This is a genomic window from Aquimarina atlantica (assembly GCF_000626715.1).
GTDB classification, from domain to species: Bacteria; Bacteroidota; Bacteroidia; order Flavobacteriales; family Flavobacteriaceae; genus Aquimarina; species Aquimarina atlantica.
This window is the reverse complement of sequence record NZ_AQRA01000011.1, coordinates 98,550-116,468: the sequence shown is the minus strand read 5'-3', so window position 1 is coordinate 116,468 and position 17,919 is coordinate 98,550. Positions and strand designations below refer to the sequence as shown.

General features: G+C 32.1%; 14 protein-coding genes and 1 tRNA gene. 8 read left to right on the top strand and 7 right to left on the bottom strand.

Annotated features, from left to right (window positions below):
* Positions 1-265: 265 nt before the first annotated feature.
* The 3 genes from ATO12_RS21690 to rseP form a co-directional block, all read right to left on the bottom strand.
* Positions 266-339: transfer RNA gene (locus ATO12_RS21690), tRNA-Asn, on the bottom strand.
* Positions 340-585: 246 nt separating this feature from the next.
* Complete coding sequence (locus ATO12_RS26220) at positions 586-753, bottom strand: hypothetical protein (protein ID WP_165583433.1); 168 nt, start codon at positions 751-753, stop codon at positions 586-588.
* A gap of 223 nt (positions 754-976) precedes the next feature.
* On the bottom strand, positions 977-2,293 hold the full coding sequence (gene rseP, locus ATO12_RS21680; protein ID WP_034246611.1) for an RIP metalloprotease RseP: 1,317 nt from the start codon (positions 2,291-2,293) through the stop codon (positions 977-979).
* Between the two features lie 157 nt (positions 2,294-2,450).
* Between rseP and ATO12_RS21675 the strand changes: the two genes are divergently transcribed.
* Positions 2,451-3,137: an SCO family protein gene (locus tag ATO12_RS21675; protein ID WP_034246609.1), complete on the top strand. Its 687-nt coding sequence runs from the start codon at positions 2,451-2,453 to the stop codon at positions 3,135-3,137.
* A 45-nt stretch (positions 3,138-3,182) separates the two neighbouring features.
* Here the strand turns inward: ATO12_RS21675 and ATO12_RS21670 are convergent, their stop codons facing one another.
* Complete coding sequence (locus tag ATO12_RS21670) at positions 3,183-4,787, bottom strand: hypothetical protein (protein WP_034246607.1); 1,605 nt, start codon at positions 4,785-4,787, stop codon at positions 3,183-3,185.
* A 359-nt stretch (positions 4,788-5,146) separates the two neighbouring features.
* Here ATO12_RS21670 and ATO12_RS21665 point away from each other — a divergent pair, with 359 nt between their 5' ends.
* Together ATO12_RS21665 and feoB are read left to right on the top strand one after the other, a co-directional pair.
* Entirely contained in the window at positions 5,147-5,374 is a 228-nt protein-coding gene (locus ATO12_RS21665) for a FeoA family protein (RefSeq protein ID WP_034246606.1), read from the top strand.
* A gap of 15 nt (positions 5,375-5,389) precedes the next feature.
* On the top strand, positions 5,390-7,486 hold the full coding sequence (feoB, locus tag ATO12_RS21660) for a ferrous iron transport protein B (RefSeq protein ID WP_034246603.1): 2,097 nt from the start codon (positions 5,390-5,392) through the stop codon (positions 7,484-7,486).
* Between the two features lie 188 nt (positions 7,487-7,674).
* Here feoB and ATO12_RS21655 read toward each other — a convergent pair whose 3' ends face one another.
* Together ATO12_RS21655 and ATO12_RS26410 are read right to left on the bottom strand one after the other, a co-directional pair.
* Positions 7,675-8,601, bottom strand: coding sequence for a DMT family transporter (locus ATO12_RS21655; protein ID WP_051576014.1), 927 nt, complete (start codon positions 8,599-8,601; stop codon positions 7,675-7,677).
* A 58-nt stretch (positions 8,602-8,659) separates the two neighbouring features.
* The gene (locus ATO12_RS26410) at positions 8,660-8,857 is read right to left on the bottom strand and encodes a hypothetical protein (protein WP_034246601.1); all 198 of its coding nucleotides are present in this window, start codon (positions 8,855-8,857) and stop codon (positions 8,660-8,662) included.
* 23 nt (positions 8,858-8,880) lie between these two features.
* On the opposite strand from ATO12_RS26410, the gene ATO12_RS21645 reads away from it, so the two are divergent.
* From ATO12_RS21645 to ATO12_RS21625, 5 genes are all read left to right on the top strand, one after another.
* Positions 8,881-10,029, top strand: coding sequence for a lycopene cyclase family protein (locus ATO12_RS21645; RefSeq protein ID WP_034246598.1), 1,149 nt, complete (start codon positions 8,881-8,883; stop codon positions 10,027-10,029).
* A 70-nt stretch (positions 10,030-10,099) separates the two neighbouring features.
* Positions 10,100-10,846, top strand: a complete 747-nt coding sequence (locus tag ATO12_RS21640; RefSeq protein WP_131248876.1) for an imm11 family protein — start codon at positions 10,100-10,102, stop codon at positions 10,844-10,846.
* Between the two features lie 40 nt (positions 10,847-10,886).
* Positions 10,887-11,480 carry an imm11 family protein gene (locus ATO12_RS21635; protein ID WP_034246592.1) on the top strand — a complete coding sequence of 198 codons (594 nt, stop codon included), beginning with the start codon at positions 10,887-10,889 and terminating at the stop codon, positions 11,478-11,480.
* Positions 11,481-11,537: 57 nt separating this feature from the next.
* Positions 11,538-16,235 (top strand): tetratricopeptide repeat protein, encoded by a 4,698-nt coding sequence (locus ATO12_RS21630; RefSeq protein WP_034246590.1) that lies wholly within the window; start codon positions 11,538-11,540, stop codon positions 16,233-16,235.
* A gap of 104 nt (positions 16,236-16,339) precedes the next feature.
* Complete coding sequence (locus ATO12_RS21625) at positions 16,340-17,014, top strand: hypothetical protein (protein ID WP_034246587.1); 675 nt, start codon at positions 16,340-16,342, stop codon at positions 17,012-17,014.
* A 52-nt stretch (positions 17,015-17,066) separates the two neighbouring features.
* Here ATO12_RS21625 and ATO12_RS21620 read toward each other — a convergent pair whose 3' ends face one another.
* The gene (locus ATO12_RS21620; RefSeq protein ID WP_034246584.1) at positions 17,067-17,801 is read right to left on the bottom strand and encodes a TerB family tellurite resistance protein; all 735 of its coding nucleotides are present in this window, start codon (positions 17,799-17,801) and stop codon (positions 17,067-17,069) included.
* Positions 17,802-17,919 lie beyond the last annotated feature (118 nt).

Sequence of the window (17,919 nt, the reverse complement as noted above, 5' to 3'; positions counted from 1 at the left end):
AGAATTGATTATTTCTAAGGGGTTTAAAAAGGGTTTTGAAACAATAAATTAAATCCTACAAAGATTATTTAATGGTACTCTGGCTTATATTCATAAGTGCTTTTTAGTTGAATGCCATACCTGATTCGTTTGATTATTAATAGCCCTAGATCTAGATCTTCTTAATAATGTACAGCAAATATTCTTGATTTTGTTCTATATAAAACAAATAAAACTTGTACGGAATTATAAAACAAAAAAGTCCAACATTTCTGTTGGACTTTTGCTCCCCCTCTTGGGCTCGAACCAAGGACCCTTTGATTAACAGTCAAATGCTCTAACCAACTGAGCTAAGGAGGAATTTATTTTTGCAAATATAGAGTGTTTTTCTCTTTTTGCGAGTGCAAATATATACTATTTTTTATATCTCAAAAAGATTTTTTTGATTTTTTCGGGTTATTTATTCAGTATTTGATAAATATTATTTCTTTTATTAATCCTTGTTTTATTAAAAACCTCAACTATATGTTTGTAGTTGAGGTTTTTAACGCGGTTTTTGTTAAACAAGAAACGTACTTCTTATTTTTTGACCCAGATAAGAATCGTTTAAAATAAAATAGGCTCTCCTCCTGGAAATGGTTTAGGAAATTGAGGGAAGAATGGAGGAATACATCCACCGCCAGTTCCATCATCGTATACATTTGTAGAATGTGGTTCAGTACCACCATTAATACATTTAGCTTCTAAACTTGTTAATTCGATTAGGTTTTTCATTTTTTAATTGATTTAATGATACATTATTTTTAAGTTATCTTTTGATCGATAACTGATGTAAAACTAATATGTATTGGTCTCAAATTGTGAGACGCTATCTAAAAAATGAAAGAAGCTGTTTACATTAAGGTGTAAAAAAATCAAGTCAATAAACCTGGATTTATTGACTTGATTTTTATCTCTTAATAAAAGAATCTAAAATCTCTATTTATTTAAGTTCTGGCTATTTATCAAAAATCGCCCGGTAAATATCATTACCGTTGGCAAATAGCAATAGAGCGATAAGAAGAATAAAGCCTGCAAGTTGTGCATACTCCATAAACTTATCGTTGGGTTTTCTACCTGCAATAATTTCGTATAATAAAAACATTACATGACCCCCATCTAATGCCGGGATAGGAAGGATATTCATAAATGCCAAAATAATAGAAATAAAAGCTGTGGTTCCCCAAAAAGCTCTCCAGTTCCAGGCATCGGGAAAAAGATTTCCAATCGCACCAAATCCACCTACCTGGCTAGCTCCTTTTTTGGTAAATACATATTTAAACTGTGCTATATAATCATGTAAAGTCCAATATCCAAAATCAAAACCTTTGGTAATGCTTTCTCCAAAAGAATATTTTTTTTCTTGAACTTTATACCCATTTTTAACTACTACACCAATTAGACCATCTTCGTTTGGAGTTATCGAAGTAGAATTAGTCTCATTATTTCTTACATAATTTAGAGCAATAGGAGTGCCTTTACTTTCTTGAATTGTTTTTCTAAACTCATGCCAATACTGTATAGGTTTTCCGTTTACTTCAGTTATTTTATCTCCTTTTTTAAGACCAGCTTTTTCAGCTATTTCGAGATATGTACTATCTATAATAGGTTTGTTTATAGGAGAAAAAGGTCGTAAAACTCCAGATTCAAACATAGTTGTTCCTATATTCTCAGGAATTTGGATTGTTTCTTTATTTCCATTTTGGTGTAAAACACTAATGTTTTTGACATCACGCATAAACAAATAGTGGTTGATTTGTGTTACATCTTCTAAGGTCTTACCGTTTATTTCAAGAATTCGATCTCCATCTTCAAACCCTAATTTTTTAAATGAATCTTCTACGGCAAAACCATTTGGCATATCATCAAAACCAACATAATTGGTTCCCCACGTAAATATAATTGCCATATAGATTAAGAATCCAAGGATGATATTTACAGTAACACCACCTAGCATGATAATCAATCTTTGCCATGCAGGTTTAGATCGAAATTCCCATGGTTGTGGTGGACCAGCCATCTGCTCTTTATCCATACTCTCATCAATCATTCCGGCTATTTTTACATATCCTCCTAGAGGTAACCAACCAATACCATAAACGGTTTCACCTATTTTTTTCTTAAACAGTGAGAATTTTATGTCAAAAAACAAATAGAATTTTTCTACTCTTGTTTTAAATAATTTGGCAGGAATAAAGTGTCCCAATTCGTGTAATACGATCAGAATAGATAAACTTAATAGTAACTGTATTGCTTTTATAAAAAATGGACTCATAAGTCGTTGTTCAAAATTAAATCACGCAAAAGTAACCTTTTAGAAGAGTATATGAAAAAAAACTACCACACAGTTCGGTAGATTTAGGATTTTTTTAATGAAAACGACCTTTTTATAAGTGATAATCCTCGTAATTTTGTAAGCATAATAAATCAATATGCTTCAGTTTTTTTCTAAATACAAATTTTTCGCAATTGTACTTTTTGTATTATCTGTTATTATTATTTCTATAATATATTCAATTCTTAAACCCAATCGAGTTTTACCCGTGTATGAACCCGATATGGTGAATACAAAATTGGTAGATAGTACAGTGCAGTATATTCGTAAATATCATAAAATTCCGGATTTTAAATTAACGAATCAAAATGGAGAAGAAGTAACTCAGAAAAATTATGAAGATAAAATTTATGTGGCAGATTTTTTCTTTACGACTTGTCAAACAATTTGTCCTATTATGACAGGACATATGAAAGAGGTGCAGGAGCGGTTAAGAGATGATGGTGATGTGCTTTTGCTTTCGCATTCTGTAACGCCAACCATAGATAGTGTCGCCAGGCTAAAAAAATATGCTATCGAAAAAGGAGTAGATGATGCTAAGTGGAACCTGGTTACCGGAGATAAAAAACAGATTTATGATTTAGCACGTAAATCCTATTTGGCTGCCAAGTCTGATGGAGATGGTGGACCATATGATATGGTGCATACCGAGAACTTTATTTTGGTTGATAAAAAGAAACGTATTCGAGGATTTTATGATGGCACCAATCCAGAAGATATTGATCGATTGATAGAAGATATTGCTGTTTTAAAGAAAGAAAAATATAAACATAACATAGAGTGAAGTCAGAAATTGACTCCACTCGAAGTTACTTTAGTTTATAATTGTTTAATCTTGTAGAGGACAATCATTTGGATTTTCTTCACAAACGGCGTCAATCCATTGCTCGAAACCTTCATAAAATGTTTCATTATAAAACGCGATGAGTTCATCAAAATCCACTTCTTCAAATAATTCATGGGCATCAAGAGGTTCATTTCCAGGCAGGGTATGATTTAAAAATTCGATCTCTGAATCCGATAAAAGTTCGATGGTTAATCTTAATGGTTGATTGGTCATATTGCCAGTGTCTGTAAATGGAAACGGAAATGCCCAGTTTTCATTACTATTATGGCATGCCCCAATAGGTCCTGAAAATTCTATCCCGCTATTATAAATAGAAAAACCAAATAGTTTTTCTATTGAACTATCTTCGGGAACGTAATTATATGGATCTTGATTAACTAATTGTCCATCGCCCGTTTCCCATATAAATCGATCTGCTTTTAAGATTCTCATTCCACAAAAATTGTTTGGAAATATTACCTCTCCATCATATTCTGGAAGAACAGGTAAAAACTGTTCAGGAATAGTAATCCTTGGTTTCTTATCGATGATAGTGGTAAAATCTACCACAATTCTATAATTTTGCCCTCCCAAAGTTCCATGTGATAATTCAATATGTGCTGGTAATTGTGGAAAATCTTCTGGGGTAGGAGGGTTTCCTCCACCTGGTGGGGTGACAACAGGATCAGGTTGATCCATCATAAAGTCAAATTGATCTTTACCCATAGCATTTTTTACTCTTAATCTAAAAGAGGTTTTTGTTGATGTGTTCCACCAGTAACTATATACCTTTGTAGTATTGGCTGGTACCTCAAAACCTTCAGGATATTGACCAGATGGATTCTTCATAGACTTCCATTTTCTATTGGAATAATATTCGAAATATAATTCAGGACCTACATATGCACTACAAGGAGGGCTTTGGCAGATATGGCCTCCAATACTATTAGAAATATAATGATCATTAGTACTACTTTGCACAGCTTTACTACAGATCTTTCCTCTCCATTTTTTTATGCCATGCATTACTGCATGTAGTTTATACCTTGTCCCTTTATTACAAGCAGAAGGAGATAAATTAGCGCAGTCATCAACAAAACCATTATAATTATTTGGAGTTTTGTCTAGAGCAACAAATTCAGGGTTTCCTAAAAAACCTCCGGCGATAGACCCTGTAAAATTACTGTTTTTACAGGCAACAATAGTTCGGCTAGGATTGGTTTCTATGGTTATAGGAAGATCCAATGCCACGTTTCGTGCCCAACCTTGTTGTTTACTGTTTTTTTGATCAAAGCTGTTATTCCCGTTTTTTAAAAATGAAGGAATTACTGTTCCGGGTTCAGAAAGAGCCCAGAAAATATCTGCTTCAGAAATATCTTTTCCGGCAATTTTTGTGATGTTGTTAAGCACAGAACAGGACTCGCAATCGCTTTCTTCAAGAAGAAAAGTTCCTTGTAACTCACCATCGTTGATTTGATGAAAACGAATGGAATTTCCATTACTTAATATGATTTTTGCATCAGTATCAGAAGATTCTTCAATTTCAGAAGAAACGTCCTGATCTTCTACAAAGTGATCACTTTTCTCACATGATATTAAAAATATCATACAAGCACAGAATAATAAGTTAATTTTAAAGTGACGCATGATTATAAGGTTTTATGAGTTTTTACCTACTCTTTTTTTAAGGCTTTTCGGTTTCCGCCTTGAACTAAATTTAGATGGAGCAAAACTATATTGATGTTGTCTTAAGAATGTCCGAAATCTTTGAATTTCAAAGATTTCAGACTAATATTGGGGTTTATAACTTAAATTAGAAGGTTAAATCTCTATTGCTTTTTAGATGTTATGACTTGAATGATTGTAGTTATTTAACTTATTGTTAGGCCTAGTTTAGTATGAATTGGTTTTTTAGAACCATTTTTTTCTATTACTTTTGTTTAGTTTAAAATTAATCTAAATAAACTTTGAAGACTACAATTGCTACACTTAAGAGAGGTCAGCGTGCTTTGATTAAGGAGATTACTTCAGATATTATTCCTCTAAAATTATTAGAAATGGGATGTTTGCCGGGAAACGAAGTTGAATTACTTCAGACAGCTCCTTTTCAATGTCCAATGTATCTTAATATAAATGGTAGCCATCTTGCCATCCGTAAAGAAATTGCAGCCCAAATTGAAGTTCAAATTATTTAAATAGCAATTCTTTTTATGGCTAAGCAAATTAAAGTTTCACTTATTGGAAACCCAAATACCGGAAAAACATCTGTTTTTAATTTGCTTACTGGCCTTAATCAACAGGTTGGTAATTATCCAGGTATTACTGTAGAGAAAAAAAAAGGAGTATGTAAATTATCTCGTGGAGTTAAGGCTCACATTATGGATTTACCAGGTACTTATAGCCTTAATGCTTCTTCATTAGATGAAAATGTAGTGATCGAATTACTACTTAATAAAAAAGACAAAGACTACCCCGATGTAGCTGTCGTAGTAAGCGATGTAGAAAACCTGAAACGAAATTTACTTCTTTTTACACAAATTAAAGATCTTGATATTCCTACTATTTTGGTTATCAATATGGCAGATCGTATGCGTAGAAAGGGAATTTCATTAGATATTCCCCTATTAGAAAAAGAACTAAATACCAAAATAGCTTTGGTAAGTGCTCGTAAAGGAGAAGGGATCGATGAACTTAAAAAATTAATAGAATCATATACCTCATTATCAAAAAAACCTTGTTTTGATGCATTGTCTTTTGCACCAGATTATTTTGGTAGATTACAAAAAGCATTTCCTGATCAATCTTTATATAAGCTTTGGTTGATCATAACTCAAGATGTTAATTTCAGGAAAGTTGATAAACAAGAAATAGTTGTTTCACCTGATTTTAAGATAAAACCTGAAAGTGAACTAAAAAGACTACAACAGAAAGAGACTATTAAGCGATATCAATTTATTAATAATGTGCTTAAAAAAGGCCTTATAGTAGATGAAAAAGCAGCTACAGGAATACGGGCAAAGATGGATAGGATACTTACCCATAAATTTTGGGGATATTTTATTTTCTTAGCAATACTCTTATTGATATTTCAAGCCATTTATGATTGGTCATCATATCCAATGGACTTAATAGATGAAGCTTTTGCATGGTTAAGTGAAGTAACAAAAGCTTTGCTACCGTCGGGACCTTTTGTCGACTTGATTACAGAAGGTATTATTCCTGGTTTAGGAGGGATTGTTATTTTCATTCCTCAAATCGCATTTTTGTTTCTCTTTATTTCGATATTAGAAGAAAGCGGTTATATGAGTCGTGTAGTTTTTCTTATGGATAGGGTGATGCGTAGGTTTGGATTAAGTGGTAAAAGTGTAGTTCCTTTAGTTTCGGGTACAGCCTGTGCTATCCCTGCGGTAATGGCAACAAGAAATATAGAAAACTGGAAAGAAAGGTTAATCACAATTCTGGTCGTTCCTTTTACAACATGTTCGGCAAGGTTACCGGTATATCTTATTATTATTGCATTAGTTATTCCTGATGAAAAGGTAGGTTGGATATTTGGCTATCAAAGCCTTACTTTGATGTTGTTGTATTTTCTAGGCTTTGGTACAGCAGTCGGATCGGCCTGGTTACTTAACAAGATATTAAAAATCAAAAGCAAATCTTATTTTGTAATCGAAATGCCAGGATATAAAGTTCCGCTATTTAAAAATGTGATAATAAATGTAATCGAAAAAACAAAGGCTTTTGTTTTTGGAGCTGGAAAAATCATTTTGGCAATCTCTATCATTTTATGGGTTTTAGCAAGTTTTGGACCAAATGAAAATTTTAGTAATGCCGAAGAAATTATAACAGAGCTACATCCTAATCTTTCGCAAGAAGAATTAGATAACAAAATAGCATCTTACAAACTAGAATATTCCTTTATTGGATATGCAGGTAAAGCTATAGAACCTATAGTAGCTCCTTTGGGTTATGATTGGAAAATAGGAATAGGAATTATTAGTTCTTTTGCCGCCAGAGAAGTTTTTGTAGGAACGTTAGCAACCATATATAGTGTAGGGAGTGATGAGGAAGAAACGATAAAAAATAGAATGGCCGCAGAGGTCAATCAGGCAACAGGAGGCCCTTTGTTTAATTTAGCCAGTGGTATCTCATTATTATTGTTTTACGCCTTTGCGATGCAATGTATGAGTACCTTAGCTATAGTAAAACGAGAAACTAACAGCTGGAAATGGCCAATGATTCAGCTTGTTTTTATGAGCATCTTTGCTTACAGTGTAGCCTTAATTGTATATCAAATTTTAAAATAAGAACGTTAGTTTTAGTATTTTTATACGACTTTATATATTATGAGTATTCTTATCCAAAATATAATTGTGCTTTTAATTTTTGTTGGAGCAATAGGGTTTTTGATTAAAAAATTCTTTTGGAAACCTTCAATCTCTTCTACAAAGAAAAAATCATCAAAATCTTGTGGTAGTACAGGTTGTGGTTGTCATTAGGAATTTGATTTTTTAAACCACCTCAAAGGACCACTACTAATGAGGTAAACTCCACAAAAAATTAAAATACAACATAATAATTTTGGTATCGTGATATCTCCTTTATATTGACTGTTTACCATAAAATATGAGATAACACCCACAAGAATCATAGCAACTGCAGGTTGTACATAAATATAACTACTAGAAACGGTAGGTTTTACAAACTGTAAAGCAAACATATTAAGTAAATATGCCAGAAAAGTCGGCCCTACTACAACATAAAATAAAGAAACCCAATTTGAAGTAGCAAAAGTGCTAAAATCAGTATAAATTAATTTCTCTATACAAAACGGAAACATAAATATAAACCCAAATAAAAACGTCCAAACAATTACAGTAACAGGTTTATACTTAGACATTAGTGGTTTTACAATTACTAAGTAGAATGCAAATGCTAAAGCGTTGATACATACAAAAATATTTCCTAACAAAGAGCTGGTTCCTAATCCAGAATTTCCTAAATAAATTAATAAAACAGCACCAATACCTCCTATTGATATCCCCAAAATACGTTGTAAAGTTAAGGGTTCTTTAAGCAAGAAATAACTAATAATTACTGTAAAAATAGGCATTGCAGTAATAATAATTGCAGCATCGACTGGAGAAGTGAGGCTTAATCCATTCATCGAAAAGAATTGATTGGTAGCAATTCCTAAAAAACCACATAATGCTAAGCGAGGAATATCTTTTCTTTCTACTTGTTCTTTAATAAAGAGTTTAAGGATTAAGAACAATAGACCCGCACCACTAATTCGAAGAAATACCAATGCAGAAGCTTCAATTTTATTAGGCATTAATCCTTTTGCGACAAGATAATTTGCTCCATATATAATATTAACGCTCAATAGAGCCAAATGAGCTTTTATCTTGTTAGAAATCATTTGGCAAAGAAAAGGAAAGTTAACCAAACTCTATTTTAAAAAGTTTAAAAAACTGTTATTAAAGAAGTATTTCTATACATTTAATGTCTTCTCTACTATTTAAGTATTTGGCACCAGTTCGTACTGCCGCAGCTTTACCAGCATTTGTTTTGACATCAACAATACTGGTTTTGATACTTAAAAATGATTGATAAGAAAGATGTATAAGAAATAAACCTAAATACTTAATGATATAGTCATATTGCTGAATTTTCATTTTATATTTGACTATCATAATATATGCAAAAATACGATTACATAATTTCGGGTTTAGGAGCTTCGGGTTTGATGCTCGCTTATCATATGGTTTTGGATTCTTTTTTTGATGAAAAACAAATCTTGCTAATTGATAAAGAACTAAAAAATCAGAATGATCGCACTTGGTGTTTTTGGGAAAAAGATATAGGTATCTGGGATGAAATTGTAAGCAAAAAATGGGATACTATCTATTTTGGAAGCACTCATTTTTCAAAACAAATAAAGATCTTGCCTTATCAGTATAAGCTTGTGAGAAGTAAAGATTTTTATGATTTTATTTTTAAAGTTTTAAAAGAAAAATCTAACATCACCATCTCACAGGAAGAAATCATTTCTTTAACCGATGAAGGAAACATAGTTAGAGTTGAAACCAACACCCGAATACATCTTGCAGATAAAGTTTTTAATAGTGCGCTGTTATCCAGAGCATACAAAAAACAAAGCCGATACCCTGTTTTGAATCAACATTTTGTAGGATGGTTTGTAAAAACACAAAACCCTCTATTTGATATTAAAACAGCTACTTTTATGGATTTTACTGTAGCTCAGAAAAACAATACCCGATTTATGTATGTGCTACCTATTTCTGAAACAGAAGCATTGTTTGAATACACATTATTTTCTGAAAATCTTTTACAAGAGAAAGAATATGAAAATGAAATAGCAAGATACATAAAAGAAAAAGGAATCGATGAATATGAGATTATCGAAAAAGAAAAAGGATGTATCCCAATGACCTGTTATGAATTTAGAAAGCATAATTCTAAAAACATATTGCATATTGGTACAGCTGGAGGCTGGACAAAACCTAGTACAGGATATACATTTAACATATCTCTTAAGAAAATAAATACCCTTACCTCTTACCTTAAAAGTAATACAGATCTTTCAAAATTTAGTAAAAGAACCAAGTTCTGGTACTATGATTTACTATTTCTGGATGTTTTATATACAGAAAACAGAATAGGTTCGAATTTGTTTTCCAGGTTATTTCAAAAAAATAAGAGCACAAAGATTCTAAAATTTTTAGACGAAGAAACTACGCTATTAGAAGACATTAAAATTACTACAAGTCTACCCGCTGCAAATTTTTTAAAAGCGTTGTGCAGGCGAGTTTTTAAACTAAATTAATAGTATTTGGTTTTTTGAAGACTAGCACATAGGTAAAATCATAATTTCGATTTATAAACCCCTGAAAACAGTGAAGTATATTTTTACCGTAAAAACTATTTTTGGAAGGTTAATTAATACAAGTATTGATATGGTAGGTGCGTTACCATGTTTTATAGGAAATTTTATACTAATAAAGATGAGTATGTATTATCATTTATGCAACCCGGGAGCGATGACCACTTATGTCGAATCCATAAATCGAACGCAGGATAGTTTGACCAGAGGCCGTAAGATTGATGAAGATTATGAAGACTTACCCTATGTGTATACATATAATGAACCAGATCATCACCCTCTTCTTAATATTATGGGAAATGATACCATAGAAAAAATTGGTTTGAGCGGTTTAATTAGAGAAACTGGAGAGGACCATCTTTGGGAATTTTTTGAAACGCAGTGTATCATGAGCAAGAAAATGTATACTGTTCTTCAGGATTGTGGTGTAGATAATATTCAGGTATTACCTCTGCAATTTATCAATAAAAACACAAATGAGATACGAGAAGATTATATCGTTTTTAATATTCTTGAGTTAGTTTCTTGTACAAAAAAAAGTGAATCAGATACATTACCATTAGGAGAAGATTTTTATGAATTTGCGGGCTCGTTAATAGACCCGAAAAAGACAAATGGAGCCTTGATTTTTCGCAAAGAGATCTCGAGAGGAGTAGGGGGAGGAATTTTTATTCATGAAAAAGTAGCTAATGCATTAAAAGAGCATAACATAAAAGGGGTTAATCTAATCCCAACAAGAAAATGGCAAAGAGAACCTTAAGTAAGGAGAGCACTATACTATTATTTAGTAAAGACAGGGTATGACGTATTATAGAATTATTTCGCCCGATGAAGGTAAGAATATTATGATGAAACGTGATTCGCATCGAGAAATACATCATACCAGTGGCGCTTCTATTTATGAAAAGAAAATAGAACTCCCTTTTAAAATTAAAATGTTTGCAGGAGAAGAATCAGGTTATGATCAATATGATCCTGATTTTGAAGGAGAATATGTACAGCCTACTATAGAAGAAAGGCTAGTAGATTATTATAGTGAATCGTCCTTAATGACTTTGGCGTTAGTTAATGCGTTGAAGGATACAGGAGTTGATAATTTACAGGTCTTTCCTGTAGAAATAGAAGATGCGTTTACAGGAGAAGTACTAAACTATAAGTATGCACTGGTAAATATAATAGGACTTGTTTCTTGTGTCGATCTAGAATCGTCAGAACATTTACCTTTTGGTAGTGGGTATTACTTTCATAAAATAAAAATTGATGAAGAAAAGGTAAAAGGGTTATCTATGTTCAGACTTGCCGAATCACATCTTGAAATCATAGTTAATGAGAAAGTGGCTAAAGTCATTAATAGTGGAAAATTCACCGGTATTATAGCAGAGCCCTGTAATTAAATAGCGATTCGTAACCGGTGAAAAATGTATACCCATTAAAAAAATAATTCAACAATCATGACAACACTCAATATAACAAAACATATAACTGCAGAACTCAAAAAAATCATTGATAACGCTATTGAGCAAGAGCATATTAATACTAAGAAAATTAGAATGATCATTATCCATCCTAATTCATCTTTTGATGCGTTAGAAATTTATCATTCAAAAGAGTGGGAAACTTTTTTCTCACTAACAACCAATGATAGTCCTATTGGGTTAATTGATATAAGTATGTGGTTGGATTTGGCAGATGCAGGACTTGGTAAGAATCTAGACAAATATAGTGAACCAGCAAGTGAGTATATTCAAAAATACAGTGATGTAAAACAGAAACTTACGTTTGATCATATTTCGGATTCAGCTTATAAAAGTTATTTAATCTGCTTACGACAAGCACTATTCTCTCAAACAATTAAAGCCGCCAGGACTGCAGCTACTCAATACTTTGCAGATACGTTTAAACATGTCGTAGGAATTGTACTCAACAATATGATGCATGATTATGAAGAGTATAATTACGTTGCTGCTTTTACGCATGCAAATGGTGAGGGGCCTTTTCATAATGTCATGTTAACCCTTCCTGATATAAAGTTAACCTATCCGTATTTAAAATTCAATGAAAATGGTTTTACACTTTTTTATCCTAAGGGGAATAAACTAGATGATAGTTTGAAAAAAGAGAGTAATGTATACACCGTCGACATGAAACATATTAAGTACATCTATTCGACACCTAAGGATAATCCAGATGAAGTTGTCTTTCGAATGGATGATGAGTTTGAAGATTGGGAATTGAGTGCCGGGCATACTAAGGAAGATCGAGGAGATTTACCTTACGAATTATTGTTTAGTGAGTTTAAAAAACTTATTGAGCAATTTCCTGAGAAAATAATAGACAAAGACTTCGTTCCTAATCCACTCGAAAAAGAACCTGAAGTCGAAAATTGGATTAAGGTATTCATAGAAAATAATCAGAAGCTGTCTTCTAAGCAAAAACAACACTTATTTACTTATGGTACAGAGGCTGTAGAGACCTTACTAAAACAGCTTCCTGCCGAGCATAATGAGTACGGCAAACTCAAATTAGGATTAGCATCAACTTATTTCGAAAAAGGGGATTTCAAGAAAGTGATTATGATTTTATCAGAGATCAAAAACCTATCAAAATATGATATGCACTATATTCTCGAATCGTGCTATTTCCTTGATGATAAAAAAGAATTTGATCTTTACTATAATACTATCGAAGATGATTCGGGTCGAAAAGAAGTAGAATTGTCCAGTTGGTTGTATGATATTAAAACACATGTTGGAAATCCAGATAAATTAGATAGTATCGAAAAAGACTGTTTAAAACTGTTCGAAGAAAGGAAAAATAGAACCTCTCAATACAATCCGGCATTTGCTTTAACAAAACTGTATTTGCAAAAAGGAAATGAAGAAAAAGCGATTCATTTTTTCAGAGAAATCGACCTGGATTACGGTAATTTATTAACGCTTGTAAATTTTGAATTCAAAAGCAGTACTAGTATCAAAAATGAAGTAGCTCGATGGTATAAAAAGGAGGAAGAAAAAAAGCAATTTATAGCAGAATCGAAAACCAAAGAATTTCGAAGTCCCGACAGTGAAATTCGTACTACTCAACTAAATGAATTTGACGAACACTATATTAAAACAAATGAAATAAGTATTGATGAAATCTACTGGATTCACCCGTTGTCTGAATCTGTTTTTATTGTATACGCCGATCAGGAAATTTTTATTGCGGAGTTAACCAAAACCTATGAGTGGAATAAATTAGATTCGTACACCTTTGATGCATCTGCAGAGATTAAGGATGTGTTTGTAGAAAAGGATATACTTTATGTTCCTATTGAGGAAGAAGGTATTTTGTGTTTTGATATCAATGGCCATAAATTTGAATTGACTCAAACTATTAAAAATCAAAATAGTAACTCTCGCTATTCTTGTGCAGCTGTTGATCAGGGTATGCTTTATGCTGTAAATAAGCAGCATCTCGAAATTTATGACCTGAAACAAATACCGGCTAAGTTGCTGTTATCAGAATATTATGTTGGCAGCCAGGGTGGTGCAACGGCAAAGGATGGTTTGTTGTTTTTAGACTGGGGTTCACTTCTGATATTGGATGTTAGTGTACCAACCCAACCAAAAATAGCTTCCAAAATAGTGAGTTTTAAGACAGGCGAAAACCATTATTTCAGAATAATTGATCAACATTTGATTGGTGGAGATGTTATCAATATCAAGGACCCCAAAAACCCGATTTTTATTCATGTAAATCAAGACGATTCTTCTAATAAAGATGCAATTGCTCCGGTTTATGATTTTACAGGTAAGATTCCGGATAATGTAATCGTTGGAGATGGAAATGTTCTACTAAAACAACTAGTGAATGTTGATGGTAAATTGGTTTCGGCAAAATGGATGGATTGCTTATCAGAAACAAAAGAATATCCAGAAATGGTGTATTCTAATATATGCAATGTGTTTATAGACAATACATTAATGTCATTTAGTCAAGATGAAATCTATATTTTTGAAAAACAAAAGAAAATAGTAGAGAAAAAAGAAACCTATTCTATTCAAGACGAATTGGCAGAGATGATGCTTACTACTGTAGCGCATTACTGTGAGAAAAAAGCAGAAATGAATATTGGAAAATTAATTGTAGGCTGGAATCCGCATTTCTATGCTGTCCAATTTGAAATTCATCCTTGTAGTAGTTTTGCAGTAAACGAAAATCCCTATGGGGTCGATACGGTTACAACTACCTCATTTTCGGTATCCGATTTTTTGTCTGAGACTCAAAACATTACTTATGATCCAAAAGTACATGATATCACTTACGATCTGCAATCCATCATCAATGCTATTGTAGAAAAAGAGAATTTTAAAAAGAAAGCCGCCAAAACGGTGATGGTTTCTATTAACAATTCGACTACATTTTTATCATTCCCTGATAATCCCTGGACACCGATTAGATCCGTTATAAAAGACGAGCAAAAGAAAAAGAAATCAAAGAAAAATAATGAGACAGAAACAAATGTTGCCAAGATTCTTTCGGTTTATAATATTGACTTATTTAGGAAGCTAGCAGGAAAAATTGCCGAACCAGCCATTCTGGAACAGTTTATTGAAATTTTGAATGATGATATTACACAAGGAAAAGATGTAGAAAAAAGAAAGCAAATTAAAGATTATGCGCTTTGGATATTTAGTGCAAAGGCAGACAAAAGTTTGGTGAAAAAAGTTCTTTTGAATGGTGTTAAATACGGCAAGCCGATTCCTGAAGATTTAGAAGGTTCTGTTATTGTCAATGATCCCGAATATTTAAGCATTTTTGCTGATAATGATTATAAGATTTTTGAAGATTTTGAGAATGATAAAGAAGTAAGGTCTGTACTTGAAACTGCCTTGTTAAATGATATTGAAGACAAATTAGCAACAAAAATTGCGATTCGATTAAAAAAATATGATCATCCAAGTATTCATGCTCATATTGATTATTTGTTAACAACCGAATTAAATTTTAATCATTACATGTATCTTGGCGGAACCAACGGTGATGGTATAAATTTATCTGCATTACCCCCTTCTTGCTTTCTCCCTTTCAAAGAAAAACTTATTAAAGCCTATACTACTTATAATGAAAGTGATGAGATAGAATATCAATTAAGAGAAAGTATCATTAGCATTGTTGCCATATTAGCAAAATTAGGGCAGGATGAGTTTTCTGAAAAAATTTATGACGAAGCAGAGCGCTATAAATACACTTATGAACAAAATGGAGATTTCAAAAAAGAGGATAAAGAGGATTCTGACTTGTTAAGAGAGGAGTTTTTGGTTACACTTCTTCGTAGGTTGACTGTACAGAAAATATTGAAAAATCTGGATGATGAAAAAGGGACTGTATGGCCCGAAAATGAAAAACCTGAATTGTATAAAAATTCTTGGTATCATTTTTTTGCAATACTATTTCAGGAAGATAAAAATCTGTTTGTTGATAAATTGATTTCACGTTTACGTGAGACGGTTATACAAACTAACGAATTGTATGATAGAGATCGAAAAATGGCCATTTATCTCATCCATTATTCTATGTTTCAACTTATGGAAGATCATCCCGAAATCGCTTCTACGATTTTACCGTTGATTGATGTTATTGAAAAACATCCTGATCTTTTTGATGATAAAGATATTTCCTTTCTTAAGAGAAATGGCAAACAAGCAATATTACAAGAAGCTTGGAATGCGCTACAAAATAAGGATTTTGAAGCTGCAAAAACCAAAGGAGATCTTGTGTTGTCTATTGATCCTAATTATGGTCAGGCACATTATTTCAAAGCTCGCTTATTGTGGTTAACAGAAGGAATCGATATCTATTTAGAACAGCGCAAGGATTTTGAAGAAAAAGCAGTGCATGATAAAATAGCAATTGCTAGTTTATACAATTTAAGTGGTTGTGCGTTTGATGAAAAAAATAAACTTGAAGAGTCTCTGGCTTATTTTAAAAAAGCGGCACTTGCTAATCCTTCTGATGCTATGTACTATGCAAATATTGGCGAAGTGTACTATAAAATGAAACAGCCAGAAGAAGCGCTAAACTATGTGAAAAAAGCTAAAGAAAAAGGTAACTCGGCAGCAATATTAGATGAAATAATTAAAAATAAAGGGATCATACCAGCATGAACTAATAAGATCCGAAGAAAAATATAATATAGGTGATACGTTTATGTAACAGGTATAAAAAAGTATCCCGCTTTAGTAATTATTAACAATAAAAAAAGCAACAAATGTCAAAACCTTTAAGTGAATTGTTTAACAACGGTACATTATTTTCAGACGAAGAAAAGATCAACTATTTAAAGCAAAGGTCATTAATTCAGGAACTTTATGAGAATGTTGATATAGAGGAAATTAAAATTGAATATGATTCTTTTATTTTGGATAATCTGAATAATATTATGCGATTATTTTGTAACGAGGAAAGTATTCACAATACATTTAGTACATTTTTAAATACGCTTAATCGTAATTCGGGATTCAAAAAAGTAACTATTAATGTGTTTGATTTCAGAATAAGTGAACCTCATGGAATGATTACATTATTTGCTCATCAAAATGAAAATGGAGAACCTTCGAATTATGATCCATCTGAAGAGGTAATGACAATTGATGAGTTTGAGGAAATATTTACTAGTATAGGAGAAGGAGGCATGCGTTTTGAAGATGAAGGCATAATTGAAAACTATGACTATGATTCAAAATATCATCAATTACTCGAAACAACGTACTATTTCATATCTCGTCTTACAGAAGATTTTATGAAAAGAGCTGTACAGAAATATTTTACAAAAGAAAATCTAACAGAACTAAATATTAATTATCCTGTTTCATTCTATTACAATGAAGATTATGACGGAAATGAGGCTACGGAAGGCACTTTATTATTAACATTAGAAGCTTAACTTAGATCTGTTTTACAACCTAGATAGAAATAATAACATACATAAGAATTAACTAGACAATCCCTCGTTCTTTTTTAATCTGATCATATGCCTTTTGTACCTCTCTAAATTTGGCTTCGGCACCTTTGATATGAATCTCATCCATATGCTGTACTTTATCAGGATGGTATTTTTTTGCCATAGTTCTAAATGCTTTTTTTACTTCGGCATCAGTAGCAGTTTTATCAATTTCTAAGATTTTATAAGCATGATCTCCAGTTTTAAAAAACATAGCTTTAATACTCTCGAAATCTTTAAAGTTTATTCGTAAAAACCCTGCTATTTTCTGAATCTCTTCGGCTTCAGAGATACTTACTGCCCCATCGGCATTGGCAATTCCAAATAAAAAGTGTAGAATCTGTAATCTGGATGGATATCGGGTATGTTGATTGATATACATACAAACACGTTGTGCAGAAACATGTCTGTTTTTGATAATTTCATTAAAAGTTCTAAAGGTAGCATTAGCTCGTTCTTTTCCGTAAGCACTTACAAAATAACGTCTTACATAATCAAGCTCTGTTTGATTTACTCTTCCATCTGCTTTAATAACAATAGAAGATAATGAGAGTAAATTAAGTTCAAAATCGGCTGGAGTTACTTGGGGTTCCTGAGAAAATACTGTTTTAAATCCACCACTGGTTTTGATTTTTGTAGCATCGAGTAAACTACCTAATATAAAACCTAGAACTGCTCCCGGTAATCTAAAAAACATGTAGCCTAGTATAGCAGCAAACCATTTAATCATTCAAAACATTTTTTTGGGTTGTAAAGATAAACTAATTATTAAAAGATAATTTTTTATTACTCTATTATATTAGTAAACAGTATCCTTAATTTGTTACGAAATAGATTATAATATTAGA

Excerpts from the sequence above, each read along its gene's own strand:
- ATO12_RS26220 (WP_165583433.1), bottom strand. The coding sequence starts at position 753 with ATGAAAAACCTAATCGAATTAACAAGTTTAGAAGCTAAATGTATTAAT.
- rseP (WP_034246611.1), bottom strand. The coding sequence starts at position 2,293 with ATGAGTCCATTTTTTATAAAAGCAATACAGTTACTATTAAGTTTATCT.
- ATO12_RS21675 (WP_034246609.1), top strand. The coding sequence starts at position 2,451 with ATGCTTCAGTTTTTTTCTAAATACAAATTTTTCGCAATTGTACTTTTT.
- ATO12_RS21670 (WP_034246607.1), bottom strand. The coding sequence starts at position 4,787 with ATGATATTTTTAATATCATGTGAGAAAAGTGATCACTTTGTAGAAGAT.
- feoB (WP_034246603.1), top strand. The coding sequence starts at position 5,390 with ATGGCTAAGCAAATTAAAGTTTCACTTATTGGAAACCCAAATACCGGA.
- ATO12_RS21655 (WP_051576014.1), bottom strand. The coding sequence starts at position 8,601 with ATGATTTCTAACAAGATAAAAGCTCATTTGGCTCTATTGAGCGTTAAT.
- ATO12_RS26410 (WP_034246601.1), bottom strand. The coding sequence starts at position 8,857 with ATGAAAATTCAGCAATATGACTATATCATTAAGTATTTAGGTTTATTT.
- ATO12_RS21645 (WP_034246598.1), top strand. The coding sequence starts at position 8,881 with ATGCAAAAATACGATTACATAATTTCGGGTTTAGGAGCTTCGGGTTTG.
- ATO12_RS21635 (WP_034246592.1), top strand. The coding sequence starts at position 10,887 with ATGACGTATTATAGAATTATTTCGCCCGATGAAGGTAAGAATATTATG.
- ATO12_RS21630 (WP_034246590.1), top strand. The coding sequence starts at position 11,538 with ATGACAACACTCAATATAACAAAACATATAACTGCAGAACTCAAAAAA.
- ATO12_RS21625 (WP_034246587.1), top strand. The coding sequence starts at position 16,340 with ATGTCAAAACCTTTAAGTGAATTGTTTAACAACGGTACATTATTTTCA.
- ATO12_RS21620 (WP_034246584.1), bottom strand. The coding sequence starts at position 17,801 with ATGATTAAATGGTTTGCTGCTATACTAGGCTACATGTTTTTTAGATTA.